The organism is Acidovorax sp. GW821-FHT10A04 (genome assembly GCF_059415825.1).
Window position 1 is genome coordinate 107,729 of the sequence record NZ_JBWKNZ010000001.1, and the last position, 20,853, is coordinate 128,581.

A 20,853-nucleotide genomic window follows, 5' to 3' on the forward strand; every position below is an offset into this window, starting at 1 on the left:
GGACTATCCCAGTGCCAGCGCGGTGACGCCGGCCGCGATGAAGACCGCCCCGCAGATGCGCGCCACGCGGTCGCCTTCGCCCAGCAGGTGCCCGCCGATCAGCGCGGCAAAGAGCATGGACACCTCGCGCGCCGGGGCCACATGGGACATGGGCGCTTCCCTCATCGCGTAGAGCACCAGCACATAGGCCACGGGGCTCACGGCCGCCACCAGCAGCGCAAAGCGCCACTGCGCGCGCCACAGCTGGCCGGCCGTGGGCAGGTCGCGCAGCACCACCGGCGCGAGCAGCGCCACGCGCACGAAATTGCCCATGTAGTCCACGAGGATGGGCGACATCATCAGGATCTTGACGGCGTAGCCGTCGACCACCGTGTAGCTGGCGATGAAGGCGCCGGTGACCAGGCCATACCAGATGCCTTTGTACACGCGCTCGCGCGCGGCGGGGTCGTGCGCTGCGCGCAGCAGGCCGGGCCCGCCCGCGATCAGGAACACCCCGCCCACCACGCCCGCGATGCCGGCCACGCCCAGCGCCGAGATGCGCTCGCCCAGCAGCGTCACCGCCACCAGCGACGACATCAGCGGCCCCGAGCCCCGTGCCAGCGGGTAGACCACGGTGAGGTCGGCCTTGCGGTAGCCGCGCAGCAGGATGACGAAGTAGCCCACGTGCAGCAGCCCGCTGGCCACCACGAAGCCCCACTCCATGGGCCCCCACAGCGGCACCGCATCGCGTCCCAGGTACCAGCCCAGCGGCGCCCAGACCAGCATCATCAGCACCGAGGTGAAGAATGCGAAGCGCGAGTCGCCGCCCGCCTTCTTGGCCACGATGTTCCAGCAGGCATGGATCAGGCCCGCCAGGATGATGAGGCCGAAGGCATTGAGGGTCACGGTGGGACGGCGGAAAAAGGAATGCAAAAAGCCGCAGCGCGTCGGCGGCTGCGGCCCGGGTTCGGAGGTCTGAAAAAAAAGAGCGGGCCTGGTGGCCAGTCCTCTTTAGGCCCGCCCGATGATGGACGCAGTGGCCATGAGTTCTTCCAGCAGCGCGAAGGACACGCGCCCCGACACCGCATACGGGTCGAGCTCGGGCTTCTCGGAGTACTTGAGCAGGATCGAATGGTTGATCTTGGAGAGGTTCACCTGGCCCATGGTCCAGCCGCCGAAGCGGCGCTCGGTGATTTCCTCGTAGTGCAGCAGCTCCACGTTCTGGTGCCGCGCATCGCGCTGGATGTGGCCGTACAGGTCGCTCACGGCCGAGCGGCCGCCCTCGATGGCCTGCAGGAAGATGCCGCCGCCATAGCACAGCACGCCGGTGATGCCGCTGCCCGGGTTGTGCTGGCGCGACTGCGTGAGGATGGCTTCGATGGCGGCGGGCGAGGTGTCCACCGCGCGGCTGGCATAGAGCAGGCGTACGAGCATGGTCAGTTCTTTCCGGGAATGAGGGACAGGAATTCGCGGCGCAGCGAGGGGTCCTTGAGGAACACGCCACGCATCACGGAGTTGATCATCTTGCTGTCCATTTCGCGCACGCCGCGCCAGGACATGCAGAAGTGGCTGGCCTCCATCACGATGGCCAGGCCGTCGGGCTGGGTCTTTTCCATGATCAGGTCGGCCAGCTGCACCACGGCCTCTTCCTGGATCTGCGGGCGGCCCATGACCCAGTCGACCAGGCGCGCGTACTTGGACAGGCCGATCACGTTGGTGTGCTCGTTGGGCATCACACCGATCCAGATCTTGCCGATCACCGGGCAGAAATGGTGGCTGCAGGCGCTGCGCACGGTGATGGGCCCAACGATCATGAGCTCGTTGAGGTGCTCGGCATTCGGGAACTCGGTGATCGGCGGCTGCGCCACGTAGCGGCCCTTGAACACCTCGTTGAGGTACATCTTGGCCACGCGGCGCGCGGTGTTGTGGGTGTTGTGGTCGCCCGCGGTGTTGATGACCATGCTGTCGAGCACGCCCTGCATCTTGGCCTCGACCTCGTCCAGCAGCTTCTCCAGCTCGCCCGGCTCGATGAACTCCGCGATGTTGTCGTTGGCATTGAAGCGCTTGCGCGCGGCGGCAAGGCGCTCTCGGATCTTGACGGAGACGGGCGTGCCTTCTTCGTCCGGCGGGGTGGTCGTCATATCGGCGGCAGTGGGACTGGACATGTCCGGCATCGTAACAGTGAACGAGGCGCTACGCCTGGCAAAGGTTTTACCTAGCTACCCCCGGCCCGCATCGCGATACAGCTACCATTTATATAGCAGCAAAGCCTGCCATCGGTATCAGTACCGGCGGCCCGTGATCCACAGGGCCAGGCGCATCAGCGCATGGGCCACCTGGTCGAGCACGCGCTGGCGCAACGGGCGCCCCGCGTAGCGCGCCGGTTCCATGCGCCGGCCGGCCTGTTCCATGGCCTGCACCAGGCGCGCGCGCAGCTCGGCGGCGAAGGCGGCATCCTCCACCACCACATTGGCCTCGCGCGCCAGCAGCAGGCTCAGCGGGTCGAGGTTGGACGAGCCCACCGTGGCCCAGGGCCGCTCGCCCAGCGCATCGACCACGGCCACCTTGGCGTGCAGGAAGCTCGGCGCGTACTCGTGGATCTCCACCCCGGCCGCGAGCAGCGCGCCATACACCGGCCGCGCCGCGTGGTATTGCATGAAGTACTCGTAGCGGCCCTGCAGCAGCAGGCGCACGCGCACGCCGCGGCGCGCCGCCATCAGCAGCGCGCGGCGCAGCTTGCCGCCGGGCAGGAAGTAGGCGTTGGCGATGATCACCTCGTACCGCGCCGCGCCGATGGCGCGGCGGTAGGCACGCTCGATGCGGCTGCGGTTGCGCACGTTGTCGCGCAGCAGCAGCGCGGCGCGCATGGTCGGCCCTTCCTGCGCCGCCTGGGCGGCGTGCTGGGCGGCGCTGGCCGCCCGCAGTGCCTGCAGGGCTTCGGGCAGGCGGCGCTCGCGCATGTCGCGCATGGCCTGCATGCGCCACCACAGCTGGTCCATGGTGTCGCTGGCCACCGCCACCAGGCTGCCCGTGGCCTGCACGGCAAAGTCGAAGCGCGGCGCGGCCAGCGCGCCGAAATGGGGGTCGTGCAGGTCATCGAGCACGTTGATGCCGCCGCAGAACAGCATGCAGCCGTCCACCACGCACAGCTTGCGGTGCAGGCGGCGCCAGCGGTGGGGCAGCAGCAGGCCCAGTGGCCCGAGCGGCGAGTAGACGCGAAAGAGCACCCCGGCGGCCGAGAAGCGCTGCGTCCACGCCAGCGGAAAAGCGCCCGTGCCCACGCCATCCACCACCAGTTGGGTGCGCACGCCGCGCCGGGCTGCCCGCTCCAGGGCCTCGGCCACACTGGCGCCGCTGCCGGTGAAGTCGAAGATGTAGGTCTCGAACTGGATGTCGGACAGCGCCGCATCCATGGCCTCGACCAGCGCGGGAAACAGCTCCTGCGCGCCCTGCAGCAGGCGCACCCGGTGGTCGGCGGCGAAGCTCACAGGCCAAATTCTGCAATGAGGGGCAGGTGGTCGGACATGCGCCACCAGATACGGCCGCGCGGTACGTGCAGCGACAGGGGCGTGAGGCCGCGCACGTAGACATGGTCCAGCTGCACCAGGGGCAGGCGCGCGGGGTAGGTGAAGGCCCGGGGCTCCTCGAACTCGTACAGGCCAAAACCCGCGAGCATGCGCTTGACCTGCAGGCCCCAGTCGTTGAAGTCGCCAGCCACCACCAGCGGCGTGCCGCCGGGCACCTCGCGCTCGATGAAGCGCTGCAGCCGCTCGATCTGGCGGATGCGGCTGCCCGGGATCAGCCCCAGGTGGACGACGATCACATGGATCTTGCGGCCATGGGCGTCCACCTCCACATGCAGCAGGCCGCGCTGCTCGAAGCGGTGGTCGGAGATGTCCTCGTGCTGGTGGCCGATCACCGGCCAGCGCGACAGCAGCGCATTGCCGTGTTCGCCGTGGCGCGTGAAGGCGTTGGTGCGGTAGACCGCTTCGTAGCCTTCAGGCGCCAGGTATTCGGCCTGGGGAAGCTCGGGCCAGCGCTGGAAGTACCGGGCCTCCTGCCGGTTCAGCCGGCGCACTTCCTGCAGGCAGACGATATCGGCATCGAGCTGCTCGACCGCATGGCCCAGGTTGTGGATCTCCAGGCGGCGTGCCGGGCCGATGCCCTGCACCCCCTTGTGGATGTTGTAGGTCGCCACCCGCAGGATGTCTGTGTTGTCCATGGCAGCCATTGTGTCGCAAGCAACCGACACATGGCCGGCCGGGACGGGCTAACCCGCATCGCGGTCCGCGCAGGCCGGGCATACACTGTGCTTGCAGCGTAAGTTACTTTTAATTACACCACCCCGAGCCGCAGATGGCCACAGGCAAAGACCCGGATCCGCCAGAGAGCCTGGCGCTGATCATCGACAGCAATGCCACCTCGCGCAGCATTCTGGTGGGGCAGCTGCGCGAGTACGGGGTCACCAAGATCGTGCAGTGCAGCCGCCTGCGCGACGCCCGCAGCCGGCTGGAGCACACCGTGTTCGACTATGTGCTGTGCGAGCAGGCCTTTGCCGAAACCGGACAGTCCGGCCAGACCCTGCTGGACGACCTGCGCCGCGCGCAGATGCTGCCTTTTTCCACCGTGTTCTTCATGGTCACGGCCGAGGCCTCGTACGCTGCCGTGGCCGAGGCGGCCGAATCGGCGCTCGATGGCTACCTGCTCAAACCCTTCACGCCGAGTGCCCTGTTCGAGCGGCTGAGCCTGGCGCGCCTGCGCAAGATCCATCTCAAGCCCATTTTCGACGCCATCGAGCAGGAGGACTTCGAACTTGCCTCGCGCCTGTGCGTGGAACGCTTCGAGGCACGCAAGCCCTACTGGCTGTATGCCGCGCGCATCGGCACCGAGCTGCTGCTGCGCCTGAACCGCCATGACGAGGCACGCACGCTGTTCGAGGCCGTGATCGCCGCACGCGCCCTGCCCTGGGCCAAGCTCGGCGTGGCGCGTGCGCAGATCGAGTCGGGCCAGGCCACCCGGGCCATCACCACCCTTCAGGGCCTGATCGGCGAGGATGCCTCGTTCGCCGACGCCTACGACGTGCTGGGCCGTGCCCAGGTGGAGCTCGGCAACTTCACGGACGCCATCGAAACCTACCGCACGGCCAGCGCGCTCACCCCCGATTCGGTGGTGCGGATGCAGAAGCTGGGCATGATGTCGTTCTACATGGGTGACCGCAAGACCGCGGCCAGCGTGCTCGCGCGCGCGGCCATGCTGGGCATCGACTCCAAGCTGTTCGATTTCCAGGCCCTGGTGCTGCTGGCCTTTTCCTATTTTTCCGACAAGGACCGCAAGGGCATGGAGCGCTGCGTGGCGGACTTTGCCCGCATCCTGGAGCGCCACCAGGACAGCCAGCGCATCCAGCGCTTTGCCAGCATTGCCCAGACCCTGTTGCTCATCCAGCAGCGGCAGTTCTCTGCCGCCGTGGCGGCGGTGCGCGACATGGCGCGCGAGATCGGCGAGGCCAGCTTCGACTTCGAGGCCGCCTGCAACCTGGCCAGCTTGCTGGCCGTGCTGGCGGCCACCTCCATCGACCTCTCGGACGGAGAAAAATGGGTGCATGCGCTGGGCATGCGCTACGCCAATACGCGCGGCCTGACCGAGCTGATGGCCAATGCCTGCAATGTCTACCCAGCCTACGCCGACCTCGTGCGCGACTGCCTGCCCCAGATCAACCAGGCCGCCGAGAAAGCCATGGCCCAGAGCCTGGCCGGCGATGCCGAGGGCGCCGTGCGCAACCTGCTGCAGCTGGCCGAAAGCTCCCTGAACTCCAAGCTGGCCGACATGGCCCAGCAGGTGCTGCTGCGCCAGCGCGAGCGCATTGTCGATGCAGAGGTACTGCAGGACAGCGTGCAGGCCGTGCGCGCCCGCTGCGGCAACGCGCCGACCCGCGCGGTACTGGGGCAGGACGGCGAGCGCCGGCCCGGCGGCGTGGTGATACGCACGCGCACGCCACCGCCGCCCGAGGCGGTGGCATCGGCCGCCCTGGCCACCATCGCCGCCCGGGTCGAGCTGTCGGCCGACCAGATCCTGGACATGCCCGACGAGCCTTCCATCGACGACATCCTGGGCGTGCCGACGCCCGAGCCCCCCGATCCGGCGGAAAAGCTCCGGCTGCGGCCGCTGTAGACACAGCGCTCAGCCGTAGACCGATGCGCCTGCCACAGGCAGCTGCGGCTGCGCAGGGTGCAGCGCGCGCCCGTAGCGCGCGGCCAGGTCGCGCGTGGCGGCCACCAGCACGCTGGTGTCCACCCCCACGGCCACGAACACGGCGCCCAGCTCCAGGTAGCGGCGCGCCAGCGTCTCGTCGGCCATGAGGATGCCCGGCGCCTTGCCGGCCGCCAGCACGCGGCGGATGCTGTCCTCGATGGCGGCCTGCACCGCCGGATGGCCCGGGTTGCCCACATGGCCCATGCTGGCCGACAGGTCGGCCGGGCCGAAGAAGACGCCGTCCACGCCCGGCGTGCGGGCGATCGTATCCAGGTTCTCGATGGCCAGGGTGCTTTCGGCCTGCACCAGCAGGCACACCTGGGCATTGGCCTCTTTGAGGTAGCCGGGGTAGCGCATCCACTGCGAAGCGCACGCCAGGCCCGCGCCCATGCCGCGGATGCCGCCCTGCCCGTCGTCCTGCGGGTAGCGCATGGCACGCACCAACTGGGCCGCCTGTTCGGGCGTGTCCACCATGGGCACCAGGAGCGTCTGCGCGCCGATATCCAGGTACTGCTTGATCAGCGCCGTGTCGCCCACGGGCACGCGGGCCACGGGGTGCGGCCCCGTGCCCAGCAGGGCGCGCGCGCTGGCAATGCCCTGCAATTGCTCCAGCATGCGCGGCACGTCGTTGGGCGCGTGCTCGCCATCGAGCAGCAGCCAGTCGAAGCCGGCGCCCGCCACGAGTTCGGCCGCATAGCCGCTGGCCAGGCCGAACCATATGCCGATCTGCGGTGTGCGCTCCGCCAGGGCCTGCTTGAAGGTGTTCACGGGTGTCTGCACAGCCAGCCTTTCAGACGAAACGGAATGCGATGTTGCCCAGCGGCCCGTAGTCGGCATGGAAGGTATCGCCCGCGGAAGCCGCCACCGGGCGCGTGAACGAGCCCCCCAGCACTACCTCGCCAGTTGCCAGCCCCTCGCCATAGGGTGCCAGCTTGTTGGCCAGCCAGGCCACGCCCGTGGCCGGGTGGTTGAGCACAGCAGCGGCCAGGCCCGACTCCTCGATCACCCCGTTCTTGTAGAGCAGCGCACCGCACCAGCGCAGGTCCACCGCATCGGGCCGCACGGGGCGCCCGCCGGTGACGATGCCGGCGTTGGCCGCATTGTCCGAGATGGTGTCGAAGACCTTGCGCATCACGCCGGTGTGGCGGTCGTGCTGCTCGATGCGCGCATCGATGATCTCGATGGCCGGCACCACGTACTCGGTGGCGGCCAGCACGTCGAAGATGCTCACCGGGGGGCGCCCCGGCTCGCCGCGCAGCGGCTTGTTGAGCACGAAGGCCAGCTCCACCTCCACCCGCGGCAGGATGAAGCGCTGCACGGGGATGTCGCCGCCCTCGGCAAAGAACATGTCGTCCAGCAGCGTGCCGAAGTCGGGCTCGGTGATCTGGCTGGCGACCTGCATGGCGCGCGAGGTCAGGCCGATCTTGTGGCCGCGCACGCTGCGCCCTTCGGCGATCTTCATCGCCACCCAGGCGCGCGAGATGGCATAGCCGTCCTGCACCGTCATGCCGGGGTGGCGCTTGGAGAAATGCTCCACCTGCACACGGGTCTTCTCGGCCTGGTGCAGCTCCAGCGCGAGCTGCTGTATCAGCGCATCGTCAAGCATCGTGCAGCCCTCAGGATTCCGCCGTGAAGCCGATGGCCTTCACGATGGGGCCCCATTTGTCGCCATCGGCCTTGAGCAGCGCCGCCAGCTCGGCCGGCGTGGACGAGCGCGCCTCCAGCCCCATCGCCGCCAGCCCGGCGATCACGTCCTTGTCGGCCAACGCGGTGCGGATGGCGGCATTGGCCTTGGCCACCAGCTCGGCCGGCGCCTTGCCCGGCAGGAAGAAGCCGAACCATTCGTTGTAGGCCATGTCCTTGTAGCCCTGCTCGATCAGCGTGCTGACACCCGGCATGAACTTGTTGCGCGTGCCGCCCGAGGTGGCCAGCACGCGGATCTTGCCGCCCTGAAGGTGCGGCAAAAATTCGCCCACCGGTGCCGAGACGGCCGCGATCTGCCCGCCCAGCAGGTCCAGGATCGCCGGCTGCGAGCCGCGAAAGCCCACGTGGCGCATGTCCACCTTGCCGGCGCGGCTGATCAGTTCACCCACGAAGTGCGGCACCGAGCCCGGCGCGGGCGAGCCGAAGTTGGCGCCCGTGGGGTTGGCCTTGCACCATTCGAGGAACTCGGGCACGGTCTTCACCGAGGCCGGCACCTGCGGGCCCACGGCAAAGCCCATGTCGAACACCACGCCCAGCGAGACCGGGGTCACGTCGGCCACGGGGTCGTAGGGCAGCTTCTTGTAGGTGTGGGGGTAGATGCCCAGCATGGACATGGGCGTGGCCAGCAGCGTGGCGCCGTCGGCAGGGGCGGCCTTGAGCGTGGTGATGGCGATCTGCCCGCCCGCGCCGGTCTTGTTCTCCACCACAGCCGACTTGGCGTAGCCGCCCGTGATCTGGGTCGCCACGCGGCGCGCCAGGGTGTCCACGGTGCCGCCGGCGGCAAAGCCGGCCAGGATCTTCACGGTGTCGATGGCCTGGGCCTGGGCCATGAAGGGCAGCGTGCCTGCGGCGCCGGCCAGGGCCAGCTGCAGGATGTCGCGGCGGGAAGGGGTGGGCGAGGATTTCGTCATGCGTTGTCTCCGGGTCTCGTTGTGGGTTATTTCTTCGCCGCCTGCCGGTAGTTGGCCTTGAGGTGCTCGGGCACGCGCTCGTCGAAGCCGCAGGCCACGCGCCGCACCTCGGGGCTGTCGGTGGGCTGGTGGCCCACGCCCAGGGCCGAGGCGCGCGGCGCGTCGATGGCGACCACCGTGCCGGCCAGGCGGCCCAGGCCGGTGATCTCGCACTCAACCAGGTCACCCGGGTCCACCGAGCGCGAGTGGCAGGGCGTGCCCATCAAGATCACGTCGCCCGGCACCAGGGTGATGTGGCGCGCAATGTCGGCCACCACGTAGTGCGGGCCCCAGATGGTCTCGTCGCCGATGTGCGCCTCCTGCACCACCCGGCCGTTGCGGTAGGTGCGCAGCGTCTGTTCGAACAGGTTCACGCCGCGCACGATGCCCGGGCCGATGGGCAGTAGCGTGTCCGCGCCCTTCACGCGCAGCATGCTGCCCTGGTCGGTGTCGCGGTAGTTCTGCAGGCCCATGTCGAGCGCGGGGCAAAAGCCCTCGATGTAGTCCCAGGCCTCCTCGGGCAGCACGTTGCGGCAGGTCTTGCCGATGACCACGGCGTACTCGCCCTCGTAGTTCAGATACAGGCTGTCGGCGGGCTTGTGGATCTCGCAGCCGTGGCCGTTGACCGAGGTCGGTGGCTTGGTGAAATAGGTCGGCGTCTCGGTCGGCTTGGGCTGGTTGCGTGTCTCGAAGCTGCGCGAGCTGTACGAGATGTGCACAGCGATGACCTTGCTGGGCGAGACCGGCGGCAGGTGCTGCACCGTGGCCGGGTCGACCACGCGGCCATCGTCCAGGCGCAGCTGCCCCTGCTGCGCGCCCTCTTCCACCATGGTGCCCCAGCAGGCGCTGCCGCCCACCAGCACGCGGCGGCGCTCCACGCGCGGGCCGCGCATCACGGCGGGCAGTTCGGTGATCGGGAATTCGAAGTTCATGCCGCCACCTTTGCCGTTGCTTCGCTCGCTTCACCATCGAACCACATGTGCACGTTGCCCGTGCCGCGGGCGTTCTCGTAGGCCGACAGGGCCACGCCGCGCGCACGGCAGTCCGCCCCGCCCATGGCACCCAGCATCTGCAGGTAGTGGGCGCCGAAGGCCTCCCAAGGCATCTTGCGGTACTCGTCCTGCCAGCGGTCGAGCACCATATCGTGCCGGCCCTGCTCCATGAGGGCGATGGCGCCCTTGTCGCTCACGATGTTCTCGGGGCGCGAGACATTGCTCTCATGGAAGATGCGCGGGTGGTTGGGCTTCCAGTCGATGGGGTTGAACTTGTGGCTCAACGCACCCGAGGCCAGCAGCAGCACGCGCAGGTCGCTGCGGCGCACGGCCTCGGCAATCGCTTCGCCCGATTTCAGGAAGTGGCGCCAGTCGCAGTTCTGGCACGAGCTCACGGTGACCACCGGCGTATCGCTGCGCTCCAGGCGCAGGTGCTTGACCAGGTTGATGGTGGCGTACTGCTTGCCCAGGTCGGGGTGGTTGATGACGCGGTTGTAGCCCTTCTGTTCGCGCGAGACAGCCTCGATATCGAGCGCCAGGTCCGGGTGGCCGCGGTAGTCGTAGGGCACGCCGTGCAGGTACCAGGGCATCTCGTCGGAGATGAACATGCCCTGGTAGCGCGGCGCCCCGTCCACCAGGTGGTAGCCCGTGGTGAACCAGTGCGAGTCGAAGATGATGACCACGTCGGGCCGGGCAGCGGCAATGCGCTCGCGCAGGCGCGCATAGCCAGGAATCAGGTCCGAGTCGGCCCCCGCGCCCTGCAGCACGCGGAACTCTTCGCACTGCATCAGGCCGGGGTGGTGCGAGACGATGGCGGCGCCAACGATGCTTCCCATGGTGTGTGTCTCCTTTGGATGTGTCTTAGCGGTGGCTAAAGCTGGCGCGGAAAGGCTTTTTCGGGACAACAACGTCCTTCACATCGCAGAAGAACTCAAAGCTCCAGTCACCGCCTTCGCGGCCTACACCGCTGCGCTTGATGCCGCCGAAGGGCGCGGCCAGGTCGCGAATGCCGAAGCTGTTGACCCAGATGAAGCCGGTGCGCACCCGCTGCGCCACGGCGCTGGCGTGCTCCGCTTCGCCGTAGCACACGCCGCCCAGGCCGTAGTCCGTGCCATTGGCCAGGGCGATGGCCTCCTCGTCGCTGTCGAAGGTTTGCAGCGTGAGCACGGGGCCGAAGACTTCGTTCTGCACGATCTCGCTGTCCTGGCGCACGTGCGTGAGCAGCGTGGGCTGGTAGTACTGCGCGCCAAAGGGGTGGTGCGCCCCGCCCCAGAGCAGCGTGGCGCCATCGGCCACGGCGCGCTGCACGAAGCCGTGCACGCGCTCGACCTGGCGCGGGTGGATGATGGGCCCGACCTCGGTGGCCTCCTCGCGCGGATCGCCCACGGTGAGCCTTTCCACGTAGCCGCGCAGGGCCGCCACGAAGGCATCGTGCACCTTGCGGTGCACCAGGAAGCGCGTGCCCGCCAGGCACACCTGGCCGGCGTTGCGGTACATCAGCGCCCCGGTGGCGGCAGCGTTGTCGATGTCGGCGTCCTCCAGCACGATGAAGGCCGACTTGCCGCCGAGCTCCAGGCTGCAGGGCACAAGGTTGGCGCCGGCCGACTGCGCGATCCACTTGGCCGTGGGCACCGAGCCGGTGAACGAGACGCGCGCAAGGCGCGGGTCGCTGACCAGGCGCGCACCGGTGCTGGCACCCGCCCCCTGCACGATATTGAACACACCGGGCGGCAGGCCGGCGGCATGCGCGCAATCGGCCAGCAGGCTGCTGGTCAGCGGCGCCCATTCCGGCGGCTTGACGATGACGCAGTTGCCCGCGGCCAGGGCCGGGCCGAGCTTCCAGGTGGCGAGCATCAGCGGCGCGTTCCAGGGCGTGATGATGGCCACCACGCCGGCCGGGTCGTGGCGCACGAGGTGGATGGCCTGCTCGGTCTCGATCGAGCGGTCCTGCAGCGAGAGCGCATGCTCGGCGAACCAGGTGATGTTGAGCATGGCGCGCGGCACCACGCCGTGCTTCATGCGCGAGAGCAGCACGCCCGCATCGTTGGATTCGAGCGTGCAGAAGGCCTCGGCACGCTGGCCGATCTCGGCCGCGAAGCGGTCGAGGTAGGGCTTGCGCTCGGCCGCCGTGAGCGCACTCCATACAGGGAAGGCACGCGCCGCAGCGGTCACGGCCGCATCCACATGGGCTGGCGAGCCTTCGCTGATGCGGCCCAGCAGCGCCTGGTCGATGGGCGAGTGCAGGTCGAAGCGCATCTCGGAGGCCACGCGCTGGCCATCGATGTAGTGGTGGGGCGACACGGCAATGCCGGCGACGTTCAGGGTGTCGGTGCTCACAGGGCGTTTCTCCAGGGGAATGGCAGGTCAGGTGCGATGGGCCACAGGGGTTTCGGGCAGCAGCTTGGCCGGGTTCATCAGGCCGGCAGGGTCCAGCGCGGCCTTGACGCGCTGCATCAGGCGCAACTCCAGCGGCGCCTTGTAGCGGGCCGATTCGTCGCGGCGCAGCACGCCCAGGCCGTGCTCGGCGCTGATGGAGCCGCCTGCGGCGTGCACGGCGTCATGCACCAGCCGGTTCAGCGGTGCCTCCAGCGCGAGGAAGGCAGCGCGGCCTGCGGCGTCGGGCGAGGGCGTGGCCGGCGAGGCGTTGTAGTGCAGGTTGCCGTCGCCCAGGTGGCCGAACACCACCAGGCGCACACCGGGGAAAGCGGCGGCTACGGCTGCGTCGCTGCGGGCGATGAAATCGGGGATGCGCGAGATCGGCAGCGCGATGTCGTGCTTGATGGTCGGGCCTTCGGCGCCCTGGGCTTCGGAGATGTTTTCGCGCAGCGCCCACAGGGCCTTGAACTGCGCGAGCGTGGCGGACAACGCGGCATCGACCACCCAGCCCGCCTCCATCGCGGCTTCGAGCACGCCTTCGATGGCCTGCTGCGCCTGGTCGCTTGCACCCTCCTCGGCACCGGTGACAGACACCTCCAGCAGCACGTACCAGGGCGAGGCCTCGGCCAGCGGGCGCCGGGCGCCCGGCACGTGGTGCAGCACCAGCGACAGGCAGGTGTCCGACAGCAATTCGAAGGCGGTGAGCGATGCGCCCAGGCGCTGCTGGGCCAGCGCCAGCAGCTGCAGGGCATCGCCCGGCGAGGGCACGGCCACCAGCGCGGCCACCTGGGCCGCAGGCAGCGGAAACAGCTTGAGCACGGCAGCGGTGATGACGCCCAGCGTGCCTTCGGAGCCGATGTACAGGTCGCGCAGGTCGTAGCCGGTGTTGTCCTTGCGCAGGGTGCGCAGGCCGTTCCAGACCTCGCCCTCGGGCGTCACGACTTCCAGGCCCAGGCACAGCTCGCGCGCATTGCCGTAGCGCAGCACCTGCACGCCGCCGGCATTGGTGGCCAGGTTGCCGCCGATGGTGCACGAGCCCTCGGCCGCCAGGCTCAGCGGGAACAGGCGCCCGGCCTCGCGGGCCACGTCCTGCACCTGCTGCAGCGTGGCGCCGGCTTCCACCACCAGGGTATTGTTCAAGGGATCGACCTGGCGCACGCGGTTCAACCGGGTCAATGACAGCAGCAGCGGCAGCCGCTGGCCTGCCGCCTCGGGCACCGATCCGCCTGAAAGGCCGGTGTTGCCGCCCTGCGGCACCACGGGCACGCCGTGCGCATGGCACCAGGCGAGCAATTGCGCCACCTCGGCCGTGTTGGCCGGCTGGGCGACCGCCAGCGCCGGACCGGTCCATTGGCCACGCCAGTCGGTGAGGAAAGGGGCGGTGTCCGCAGGCTCGGTCCACAGGCGGCCTGCGTAGGCTGCGCGCAGGGAGTCCAGGGTGCTTGCGGTGGGGACGGCGGTCATCGGGCTTGCTGCTTGTCTCGTTGCTGGCGCGTTGGTGGCGCGTTGGTGGCACTTTGTGCGCTTGCCGCGAAGTATCGGCAGCGACCCCTCCCACCACAATCAATGCTTTCTTATGGATTGTGAAGATGGTCTAATGAATGGCCATGTCCCTGCCCCACTTCACGCCGCGCCAGCTCGAAGCCTTCGTGACGGTGGCCGAGATGCGCAGCTTCACCGCCACGGCGGACCGGCTGGCGCTCACGCCCTCGGCCGTGAGCCAACTGGTGGGCGAGCTGGAGGATGCGCTCGACTTCAAGCTCTTCGAGCGCAGCACGCGCCGCGTGGCCATTACCAGCGCGGGGCGCGAGTTCCTGGCCTCAGCGGAGTCGGTGCTCAAGCACCTGCGCATGGCGCAGTCGGCCGCCAGCGACGTGCGCAACCGCGCGGCCGGTATCGTGCGCATCGCTGCGCCCCTGGTCGTGGCCAGCGTGATCCTGCCGCAGGCCATCAAGGCCTACCTGCAGGAGCGCCCCAAGGTGCGCATCCACATCCGCGACGTGCCGGTGGAGAAGCTAGTGGACGCGGTAACCAGCGGCGACGCCGATCTGGCCCTGGGCCCGGACCGCGCCTGCGGCGTGGACGTGGCGCGCACCCAGCTGTTCGAAAGCCCCTGGGTGCTGTGGTGCGCCCCCACCCACCCGCTGGCGCGCCAGCGCAGCGTGACCTGGCAGCAGCTGCATGCCCACCCGCTGGTGGCCGCAGGCCGCGACCACGAGCGCAGCGTGGCGCAGATGCACACCGGCCTGCCCAGCGCGCAGCGCGTGACGCCGGTGGAGATCGTGGACAACATCTCCACCGCATTGGGCCTGGCCGCCGCCGACGTGGCCGCCACATTGGCGCCCGACTACGTGGGCGCGCTGGCCAAGCCCCTCGGGCTGGTGCGCCGGCGCATCCTGGCACCCGAGGCCATGCGCTACGTGTGCCTGTACCGCCCCACGCAGCGCGCCACCTCACCGGCGGCCGAAGGGTTTGCGGAGCACCTGGTCAAGGTGCTGCCCCAACGCCGCTGAAGCGGGGGAGCAGGAGACAGGCCTCGGCATTGCTGGCGGAAAAGCACCGGTCCGCCGCATCGCGCCAGGGCAACCATTCATAGGCGACATGCTCGCGCGGGCTCAGCACCACCGGTGTGCCGGCGGGCACGCGCAGGCCGAAGACACGCTCGCGGTTGAGCACCACGCCCGGCGCATAGCGGTGCCGCCACTGGGGCCAGATGTCGTAGACGTTCTCCAGGTACCAGTCGGCGAGCACGCAGCCATGGGCCTGCACGTCGATGCCGGTCTCCTCGCGCACCTCGCGTGCGGCCGTGGCTTCCCAGGCTTCGTCCTCGCGGTCCTTGCTGCCGGTGACGGACTGCCAGTGCTCGCCGCCATCGGCGCGGCGGATGAGCAGCACCTCGAGCGCGGGCGTGTGGATCACGACCAGCACCGACTGCGGTATCTTGAAAGGCCGCACCGGCGCCGCCACCGCCCCCGGGCTGCTCATGCCGCAGCCACGAGCACATCGACGTCGAGTGCGGGGCCCTCGGGCAACGCCCCCACGGCGCACTGCAGCAGCCACTGCGGGGAGATGCGGCACAGCAGGCCACGCCCGGGCATGCTGCCGTCCGGCGTGGGCACGGGAACCACGGCGTCGATCAACGGGGTGCCCGCCGTGCCACCGGCCATGCCCACGGGGCGCAGGTCCCGCCGGTCGAGGTCGAGCATGGCGCCCAACGCATCGACGCGCAGCACGAACTCCCGGGATCCTCCCGCTTCGAGCGGCACACGCACCAGCACCATCTGGCGGTTCGGGTCGGCCGCCCGCGGCACGGCGGCATCGCCCTGCCCCTGTGCCACCACGCTGCGCAGGTCCACCACGGAGTACACACGCCCGCCGACATGTGCAAGCCCCAGGAAGGGAGCGCGCGCGCCCCCGCCGTGCAGCACCGTCACGTCGGGAGCGGCCGTGATGACCTGGGCCGCATCCACCCCCAGCCAGTGCGAGCCGATCAGGAACGTCGCCATCTGCATGCGGTGCTCGGACGCGACGCGTGCAGCGCCCGGGTGCGCATCGAGCTGGGGCGCAGGGGGCGGCGCCAGGCGGCGCTCACACAGGTGGCGCAGCACCAGGCAGCTGAGGCCGTGGTCGTAGCCATCGCTGGTGCGGAACTCGCGGTAACCCTGGCCGCGCGCCTGACCCACACCGTACAGGTGGCCGGCCAGCGCAGCCGTGCGCCCGCCCTGGCGGGCCGTGGCAATGGCCTGCGGCGCCTGCAGGCAAGCAGCACTGCCGCTGGCGCGCACCAGGTGGTCGCGGCTGTCCACGAAGGCCAGCACATCCTGAGCGCCAGCTCCCACGGCACAGTCGTCCAGGATGGACTGGAGCTGGTTGGCCGCATCCCAGACGACGGCGATACCGCCCAGGACCGGTCCGGTACCACCAGGGGCCTCACGGCCCTCCCAGCCATCTCCCGCGCCCGCCCGCACGGCAGCGGCGTACACGAAGGTCGGCCCCTGGCCATAGAAGCGGCTGGTCTCGTAACGGCTCACGGTGTAGGCCTGGTTGCCCTGCAAGCGCAGGCAGCGCAGCGCCCAGTCTTCGTCCAGCGTGGTGCCCACAAGGTGGGCCTGCTCTGGCTGCGAGACGGCCACCACCCGGCCATCGGCGCCGAACAGCACCAGGCTGGCGTACACCGTGTACAGGCCATTGATCTCCGCCAGCACGGCCGTGGCCTGGCTGCAGCCCAGGGTTCCGGCCGCGAGGGTGCGCGCGAACTGCGGCGTGAGCGCCCACCAGCGGCAATCGTTGGCCCGCTCATAGAGGTTGCGGTCCAGGATCTGCATGGCCAATGCGGCCCGGCCCTGGGCGTCGCGCAGCAGCGAGCGCAGCACTACGCTGTAGAGGTCCTGCAGCGCGCTGTCGAAGGCCCGGGCGGTCTTGCGCGCGGTGGCACCGATCTCGGCCAGCAGGGTCTTGGCAAACAGCAACTCGCGCGGTGCAGCGGCATCCCGGCCTTCATCGCCTGCCTCCCCGATCTGGTGGAGTTCGAGCAGGCCGTTCCAGACCGAGCGCTCCAGCGCCGACTGGATGGTGGCCGAGCGCCGGGGAATGTCGCGCAGTTCCTGCGACAGCAGTTCCGCCTGGCCCGACAGCTCGCTGGCCAAGGCACTGCGCTCGTCATGCGAGGCCTCGTCAAAGGCCATGTCCAGCGGCAGCAGCGCCACGCCGCGCCAACCCGGGCCCTGGTAACCCTGGAAGCCCTGGGTGTCGCGCACGGCCATCAGGTAGCGCCGGCTGGCATGGCGCACCACATGCACGCCGGCGCTGCCCGCCGGGGGCAGTTGCCAGCCTGCCGGCAACTGCAGCGGATCGCCCGATGCGAGCACGCGCCCCGCTGCATCGACCAGGGCCAGCACCGCATCGCTGCCGTGCACCATGCCCTGTGCGTCCTCTTGCTGCACCGACTCGAAGATGGCCGGCATTTCGTCGGCCAGCTTGAACTCCAGGCACAGCACGCCCACGGTACGCCCGCCCGAATGCACACGCCGGGCGTAGACCAGTGTTTGCGCAAAGCTGCCGCAGAAGCCGTGCACGGCATGGTGCTCGACATAGGTGCTATCGCTTTGCAGCACCGAGCGCAGGAAGGCGCCGTCGGCATCCCGCTGGTCGAGCCCACCCACCGGGGACACGGTGCGCAGGCTGGCGCAGGGTTCCAGGTCGGCGTCGAAAAGGAAGATGTTGCCGTAGACCGTGTACTTGCTGGCGTATTCGGCCAGGCGCGCCTCGATCAGCGGGCGCCGGGCCGGGTCGGGATCGGCCAGGAACTCGGCCACACCCACGTCGGTGGCGAAGAAGCCGATGTCGGCCGTGCGTTCGAACAGGTTGCGCACCAGCACGTCGATGCACACCTGGGCGCGGGCGACGAGATCCTCGGTGCGGTTCTTCAGGGCCTCGTTCACCAAGCCCTGCATCAGGTCGCCCGAGAGGGCCGCGAAATCCCGGCGCGCCTGGGCCAGGTCACCGCCCGACGAGGCCTTGGAGGACAGCAGGGACAGCGACGACAGCAGCGAGAGCTGGTCCCATGCGCTTTCGACCAGACGCAGCTCCTGGCGCTGGTGCTGCGCTGCGGGCATGTAGCGCAGCCACTGCTCCGGAGAATTCAGGGGGAGAGACACGGGTGATCGTCCTTTGCGCAGAAGGCCCTGCAAGGACCGACGACGCATTGTGCGGTGTGGCACGGGATCTGCAAACAGGCATATTGCATGCGTTTGCCAATGCCCACCCGGGCCGCACGGCGGACCGGCACCCCCCTCCTGGCGCAGGCCGTGGCGCTCAGGGCTTGCTGCGCGTCGCCACCGGCGGTGGCAGTTCCTTGGCCTGCAGCAGTTGCACCTGGGTCACGAGCTTGTTGTGCGAGTCGAGGAAGGCGGCGGCGACGACCTTGCCCTCGTTGGTATTGCTCCAGCCCGCGCCGCCGGCACCGCCCATGCGGCCCCAGAGCAGGCCGGCCGCTCCCAGGTCGGTGCTGCGCGCAGCGCCGGTGGCCGCAGCCACCTGCTCGGTGGTCTCGTTGTCGGTGAGCAGCAAGGCCGTCTGCGCCTCCTTGAACTTGACCTGCTCGGCCAGGCCCACGAGGCCCGCGATGTCGCGCAGCACCGGGATCATGGCGATGATGCCGGCGATGCTGCGGCCCGCGTCCTGCTCGCTGAAGGTCAGGCTCGGCGTCAGCGTGTACTGCGCCTCGTAGCCCTTGCCCTTGGCCACGGTGGAGTTCTTGCGCAGGATGCCGGCGTCCTTGAGCTCTTGCTCCTGCACCGTGCCGCGCAGGCCGGCCGCGCGGTCGACGATGCGAAAGCAGCCACTCTGCTGGGCGATGAGGCGGATCAGCGGCACGGGCGATGCCGGCAACTGGTAGCTGCTGGAGACGGTGTAGCCGTTGGGGTTCTCGGCCAGAGCCAGCGTGGCCACGGGCTGGCTGCACTGGATGAGTTCCTTGGCGGCGTCCTTGGCGCCGGCGGGCCCGGCGGAGCCTGTGACCACCGAGCCGCCCTGGCCCAGCTCGGTCTTCTTCTCGCCACAGCCAGCCAGCAGCAGGGTGGCGGCCACGGCCAGCGCGAGGGGGGCTTTCACGGAAGAACGCATGGGAAACCTCGGATCGATTGGAAAGGGGAACACAAGGGCACGGCCCATGAAAAAAGCGGCACCGGCCAGGGGCCGCTACCGCTTTCTTCTCAGGAATGCCCGGTCATGGGGATGACGGGGTGGCTCGTTCCTGCGGGCCCGCTCAGGCCGCGGCCGTCTTCACGGCGTCGGGGTTGCGCAGGCGGATGTGCAGCTCGCGCAGCTGCTTTTCGTCCACGGGCGACGGGGCCTGCGTGAGCAGGCACTGGGCGCGCTGGGTCTTGGGGAAGGCGATCACGTCGCGGATCGACTCGGCACCGGTCATCAGCGTCACGATGCGGTCCAGGCCGAAGGCCAGGCCGCCGTGCGGGGGCGCACCGTACTGCAACGCGTCCAGCAGGAAGCCGAACTTCTCCTGGGCTTCCTCGGGCGAGATCTTCAGTGCGTCGAACACCTTCTGCTGCACGTCGGCGCGGTGGATACGGACCGAGCCGCCGCCCATTTCCCAGCCGTTGAGCACCATGTCGTAGCCCTTGGAGATGCACTTCTCGGGCGCCGTCACCATCCAGTCCTCGTGGCCATCCTTGGGGCTGGTGAAGGGGTGGTGCACCGAGTTCCAGCGCTGGTTGTCCTCGTCGAACTCGAACATCGGGAAGTCCACCACCCACAGCGGGGCCCAGCGGCTCTCGAACAGGCCGTTCTTCTTGCCGAACTCGCTGTGGCCGATCTTGATGCGCAGCGCGCCGATGGCGTCGTTGACGATCTTTTCCTTGTCGGCACCGAAGAAGATCAGGTCGCCGTCCTGGGCCCCCGTGCGCGTGAGGATCTCGGTGATCGCCGCGTCATGGATGTTCTTGATGATCGGGCTTTGCAGACCCTCGCGGCCCTTGGACAGGTCGTTGACCTTGACCCAGGCCAGGCCCTTGGCGCCGTAGATCTTGACGAACTCGGTGTAGGCGTCGATCTCGCCACGCGACAGGCCGGCACCTTCCTTGGCACCGCCGGGCACGCGCAGGGCCACCACGCGGCCGCCCTTCATGTTGGCGGCGCCCGAGAAGACCTTGAACTCGACGTCCTTCATCACCTCGGTCAGTTCGGTGAATTCGAGCTTCACGCGCAGGTCGGGCTTGTCCGACCCGAAGCGGAAGGCCGCGTCCTGGTAGGTCATGACCGGGAACTCGCCCAGGTCCACGCCCAGCGTGTTCTGGAACACCGTCTTGATCATGCCCTGGAACATGTCGCGGATGTCCTGCTCTTCCATGAACGAGGTTTCGATATCGATCTGGGTGAACTCGGGCTGGCGGTCGGCACGCAGGTCTTCGTCGCGGAAGCACTTGGTGATCTGGTAGTAGCGGTCGAAGCCGGCCACCATCAAGAGCTGCTTGAACAGCTGGGGCGACTGGGGCAGCGCGAAGAACTGGCCGTCATGCACGCGGCTGGGCACCAGGTAGTCGCGCGCGCCTTCGGGCGTGCTCTTGGTGAGCATGGGGGTCTCGATGTCCACGAAACCGTTGGCATCGAGGAACTTGCGCACTTCCATGGCCACCTTGTAGCGCAGCATCAGGTTGTTCTGCATGTAGGGGCGGCGCAGGTCCAGCACGCGGTGCGTGAGGCGCGTGGTCTCGCTGAGGTTTTCCTCGTCGATCTGGAAGGGTGGCGTGACCGAGGGGTTGAGCACGTTGAGCTCGTGGCACAGCACTTCGATCTGGCCGCTCTTGAGCTTGTCGTTGGTGGTGCCGGCGGGGCGTGCACGCACCACGCCCTTGACCTGCACGCAGTACTCGTTGCGCACTTCTTCGGCGGTCTTGAACATCTCGGCGCGGTCCGGGTCGCACACCACCTGCACATAGCCTTCACGGTCGCGCAGGTCGATGAAGATCACGCCACCGTGGTCGCGGCGGCGGTTCACCCAACCCGAGAGGGTGACGGTTTGGCCCAGGAGGGCTTCGGTCACAAGACCGCAGTAGTGGGAACGCATGGCCATGGCAGAACTTCCAGCG

At 69.0% G+C, this 20,853-nt stretch carries 18 protein-coding genes; 2 read left to right on the plus strand and 16 right to left on the minus strand.

From position 1 onward, the window contains the following. Window positions 1-3: 3 nt before the first annotated feature. The 5 genes from AC07PF_RS00545 to AC07PF_RS00565 all read right to left on the minus strand — a co-directional run bounded on the left by AC07PF_RS00545 (window position 4) and on the right by AC07PF_RS00565 (window position 4,201). A complete protein-coding gene (locus tag AC07PF_RS00545; RefSeq protein WP_145699526.1) occupies window positions 4-885 on the minus strand; it encodes a DMT family transporter in 882 nt (293 codons plus the stop codon). 105 nt (window positions 886-990) lie between these two features. Continuing rightward, window positions 991-1,413 (minus strand): BLUF domain-containing protein, encoded by a 423-nt coding sequence (locus tag AC07PF_RS00550; RefSeq protein ID WP_007855842.1) that lies wholly within the window; start codon window positions 1,411-1,413, stop codon window positions 991-993. A gap of 2 nt (window positions 1,414-1,415) precedes the next feature. After that, window positions 1,416-2,144: a GTP cyclohydrolase I gene (gene folE / locus AC07PF_RS00555; protein ID WP_035204001.1), complete on the minus strand. Its 729-nt coding sequence runs from the start codon at window positions 2,142-2,144 to the stop codon at window positions 1,416-1,418. A gap of 117 nt (window positions 2,145-2,261) precedes the next feature. Continuing rightward, entirely contained in the window at window positions 2,262-3,467 is a 1,206-nt protein-coding gene (gene clsB / locus AC07PF_RS00560) for a cardiolipin synthase ClsB (RefSeq protein ID WP_494610530.1), read from the minus strand. Beyond that, window positions 3,464-4,201, minus strand: coding sequence for an endonuclease/exonuclease/phosphatase family protein (locus AC07PF_RS00565; RefSeq protein ID WP_494608680.1), 738 nt, complete (start codon window positions 4,199-4,201; stop codon window positions 3,464-3,466). Before AC07PF_RS00565 ends, clsB begins: the two co-directional genes overlap by 4 nt. Before the next feature lie 134 nt (window positions 4,202-4,335). Between AC07PF_RS00565 and AC07PF_RS00570 the strand changes: the two genes are divergently transcribed. Then, window positions 4,336-6,147, plus strand: a complete 1,812-nt coding sequence (locus tag AC07PF_RS00570; protein ID WP_145699523.1) for a response regulator — start codon at window positions 4,336-4,338, stop codon at window positions 6,145-6,147. Window positions 6,148-6,156: 9 nt separating this feature from the next. Here the strand turns inward: AC07PF_RS00570 and AC07PF_RS00575 are convergent, their stop codons facing one another. Genes AC07PF_RS00575 through AC07PF_RS00605 form a run of 7 tightly spaced genes read right to left on the minus strand, consistent with a single transcriptional unit; the run spans window position 6,157 to window position 13,714 of the window. Then, window positions 6,157-7,008 (minus strand): aldolase/citrate lyase family protein, encoded by an 852-nt coding sequence (locus AC07PF_RS00575; RefSeq protein WP_494610531.1) that lies wholly within the window; start codon window positions 7,006-7,008, stop codon window positions 6,157-6,159. A 10-nt stretch (window positions 7,009-7,018) separates the two neighbouring features. Further along, window positions 7,019-7,834 carry a 2-oxo-hept-4-ene-1,7-dioate hydratase gene (gene hpaH, locus AC07PF_RS00580; RefSeq protein ID WP_494610532.1) on the minus strand — a complete coding sequence of 272 codons (816 nt, stop codon included), beginning with the start codon at window positions 7,832-7,834 and terminating at the stop codon, window positions 7,019-7,021. Window positions 7,835-7,844: 10 nt separating this feature from the next. Next, complete coding sequence (locus tag AC07PF_RS00585) at window positions 7,845-8,843, minus strand: Bug family tripartite tricarboxylate transporter substrate binding protein (RefSeq protein ID WP_494610533.1); 999 nt, start codon at window positions 8,841-8,843, stop codon at window positions 7,845-7,847. A 26-nt stretch (window positions 8,844-8,869) separates the two neighbouring features. Then, the gene (locus tag AC07PF_RS00590) at window positions 8,870-9,814 is read right to left on the minus strand and encodes a fumarylacetoacetate hydrolase family protein (protein ID WP_494610534.1); all 945 of its coding nucleotides are present in this window, start codon (window positions 9,812-9,814) and stop codon (window positions 8,870-8,872) included. After that, complete coding sequence (locus tag AC07PF_RS00595; RefSeq protein WP_494610535.1) at window positions 9,811-10,710, minus strand: DODA-type extradiol aromatic ring-opening family dioxygenase; 900 nt, start codon at window positions 10,708-10,710, stop codon at window positions 9,811-9,813. Before AC07PF_RS00595 ends, AC07PF_RS00590 begins: the two co-directional genes overlap by 4 nt. Before the next feature lie 25 nt (window positions 10,711-10,735). Beyond that, window positions 10,736-12,211, minus strand: a complete 1,476-nt coding sequence (locus AC07PF_RS00600; RefSeq protein ID WP_494610536.1) for an aldehyde dehydrogenase family protein — start codon at window positions 12,209-12,211, stop codon at window positions 10,736-10,738. A gap of 27 nt (window positions 12,212-12,238) precedes the next feature. Further along, a complete protein-coding gene (locus AC07PF_RS00605) occupies window positions 12,239-13,714 on the minus strand; it encodes an FAD-binding oxidoreductase (protein WP_494610537.1) in 1,476 nt (491 codons plus the stop codon). Window positions 13,715-13,857: 143 nt separating this feature from the next. Between AC07PF_RS00605 and AC07PF_RS00610 the strand changes: the two genes are divergently transcribed. Further along, window positions 13,858-14,763: a LysR family transcriptional regulator gene (locus AC07PF_RS00610; protein WP_145694482.1), complete on the plus strand. Its 906-nt coding sequence runs from the start codon at window positions 13,858-13,860 to the stop codon at window positions 14,761-14,763. Here AC07PF_RS00610 and nudB read toward each other — a convergent pair. The 4 genes from nudB to aspS all read right to left on the minus strand — a co-directional run bounded on the left by nudB (window position 14,738) and on the right by aspS (window position 20,837). Beyond that, window positions 14,738-15,235, minus strand: a complete 498-nt coding sequence (nudB, locus tag AC07PF_RS00615) for a dihydroneopterin triphosphate diphosphatase (protein WP_494610538.1) — start codon at window positions 15,233-15,235, stop codon at window positions 14,738-14,740. The genes AC07PF_RS00610 and nudB overlap by 26 nt on opposite strands. Beyond that, window positions 15,232-17,907: a chemotaxis protein CheW gene (locus AC07PF_RS00620; RefSeq protein ID WP_494610539.1), complete on the minus strand. Its 2,676-nt coding sequence runs from the start codon at window positions 17,905-17,907 to the stop codon at window positions 15,232-15,234. Before AC07PF_RS00620 ends, nudB begins: the two co-directional genes overlap by 4 nt. A 157-nt stretch (window positions 17,908-18,064) precedes the next feature. Next, window positions 18,065-18,874 (minus strand): curli production assembly/transport component CsgG, encoded by an 810-nt coding sequence (locus AC07PF_RS00625; RefSeq protein ID WP_494610540.1) that lies wholly within the window; start codon window positions 18,872-18,874, stop codon window positions 18,065-18,067. 142 nt (window positions 18,875-19,016) lie between these two features. After that, window positions 19,017-20,837 carry an aspartate--tRNA ligase gene (gene aspS / locus AC07PF_RS00630; protein WP_007857776.1) on the minus strand — a complete coding sequence of 607 codons (1,821 nt, stop codon included), beginning with the start codon at window positions 20,835-20,837 and terminating at the stop codon, window positions 19,017-19,019. Window positions 20,838-20,853 lie beyond the last annotated feature (16 nt).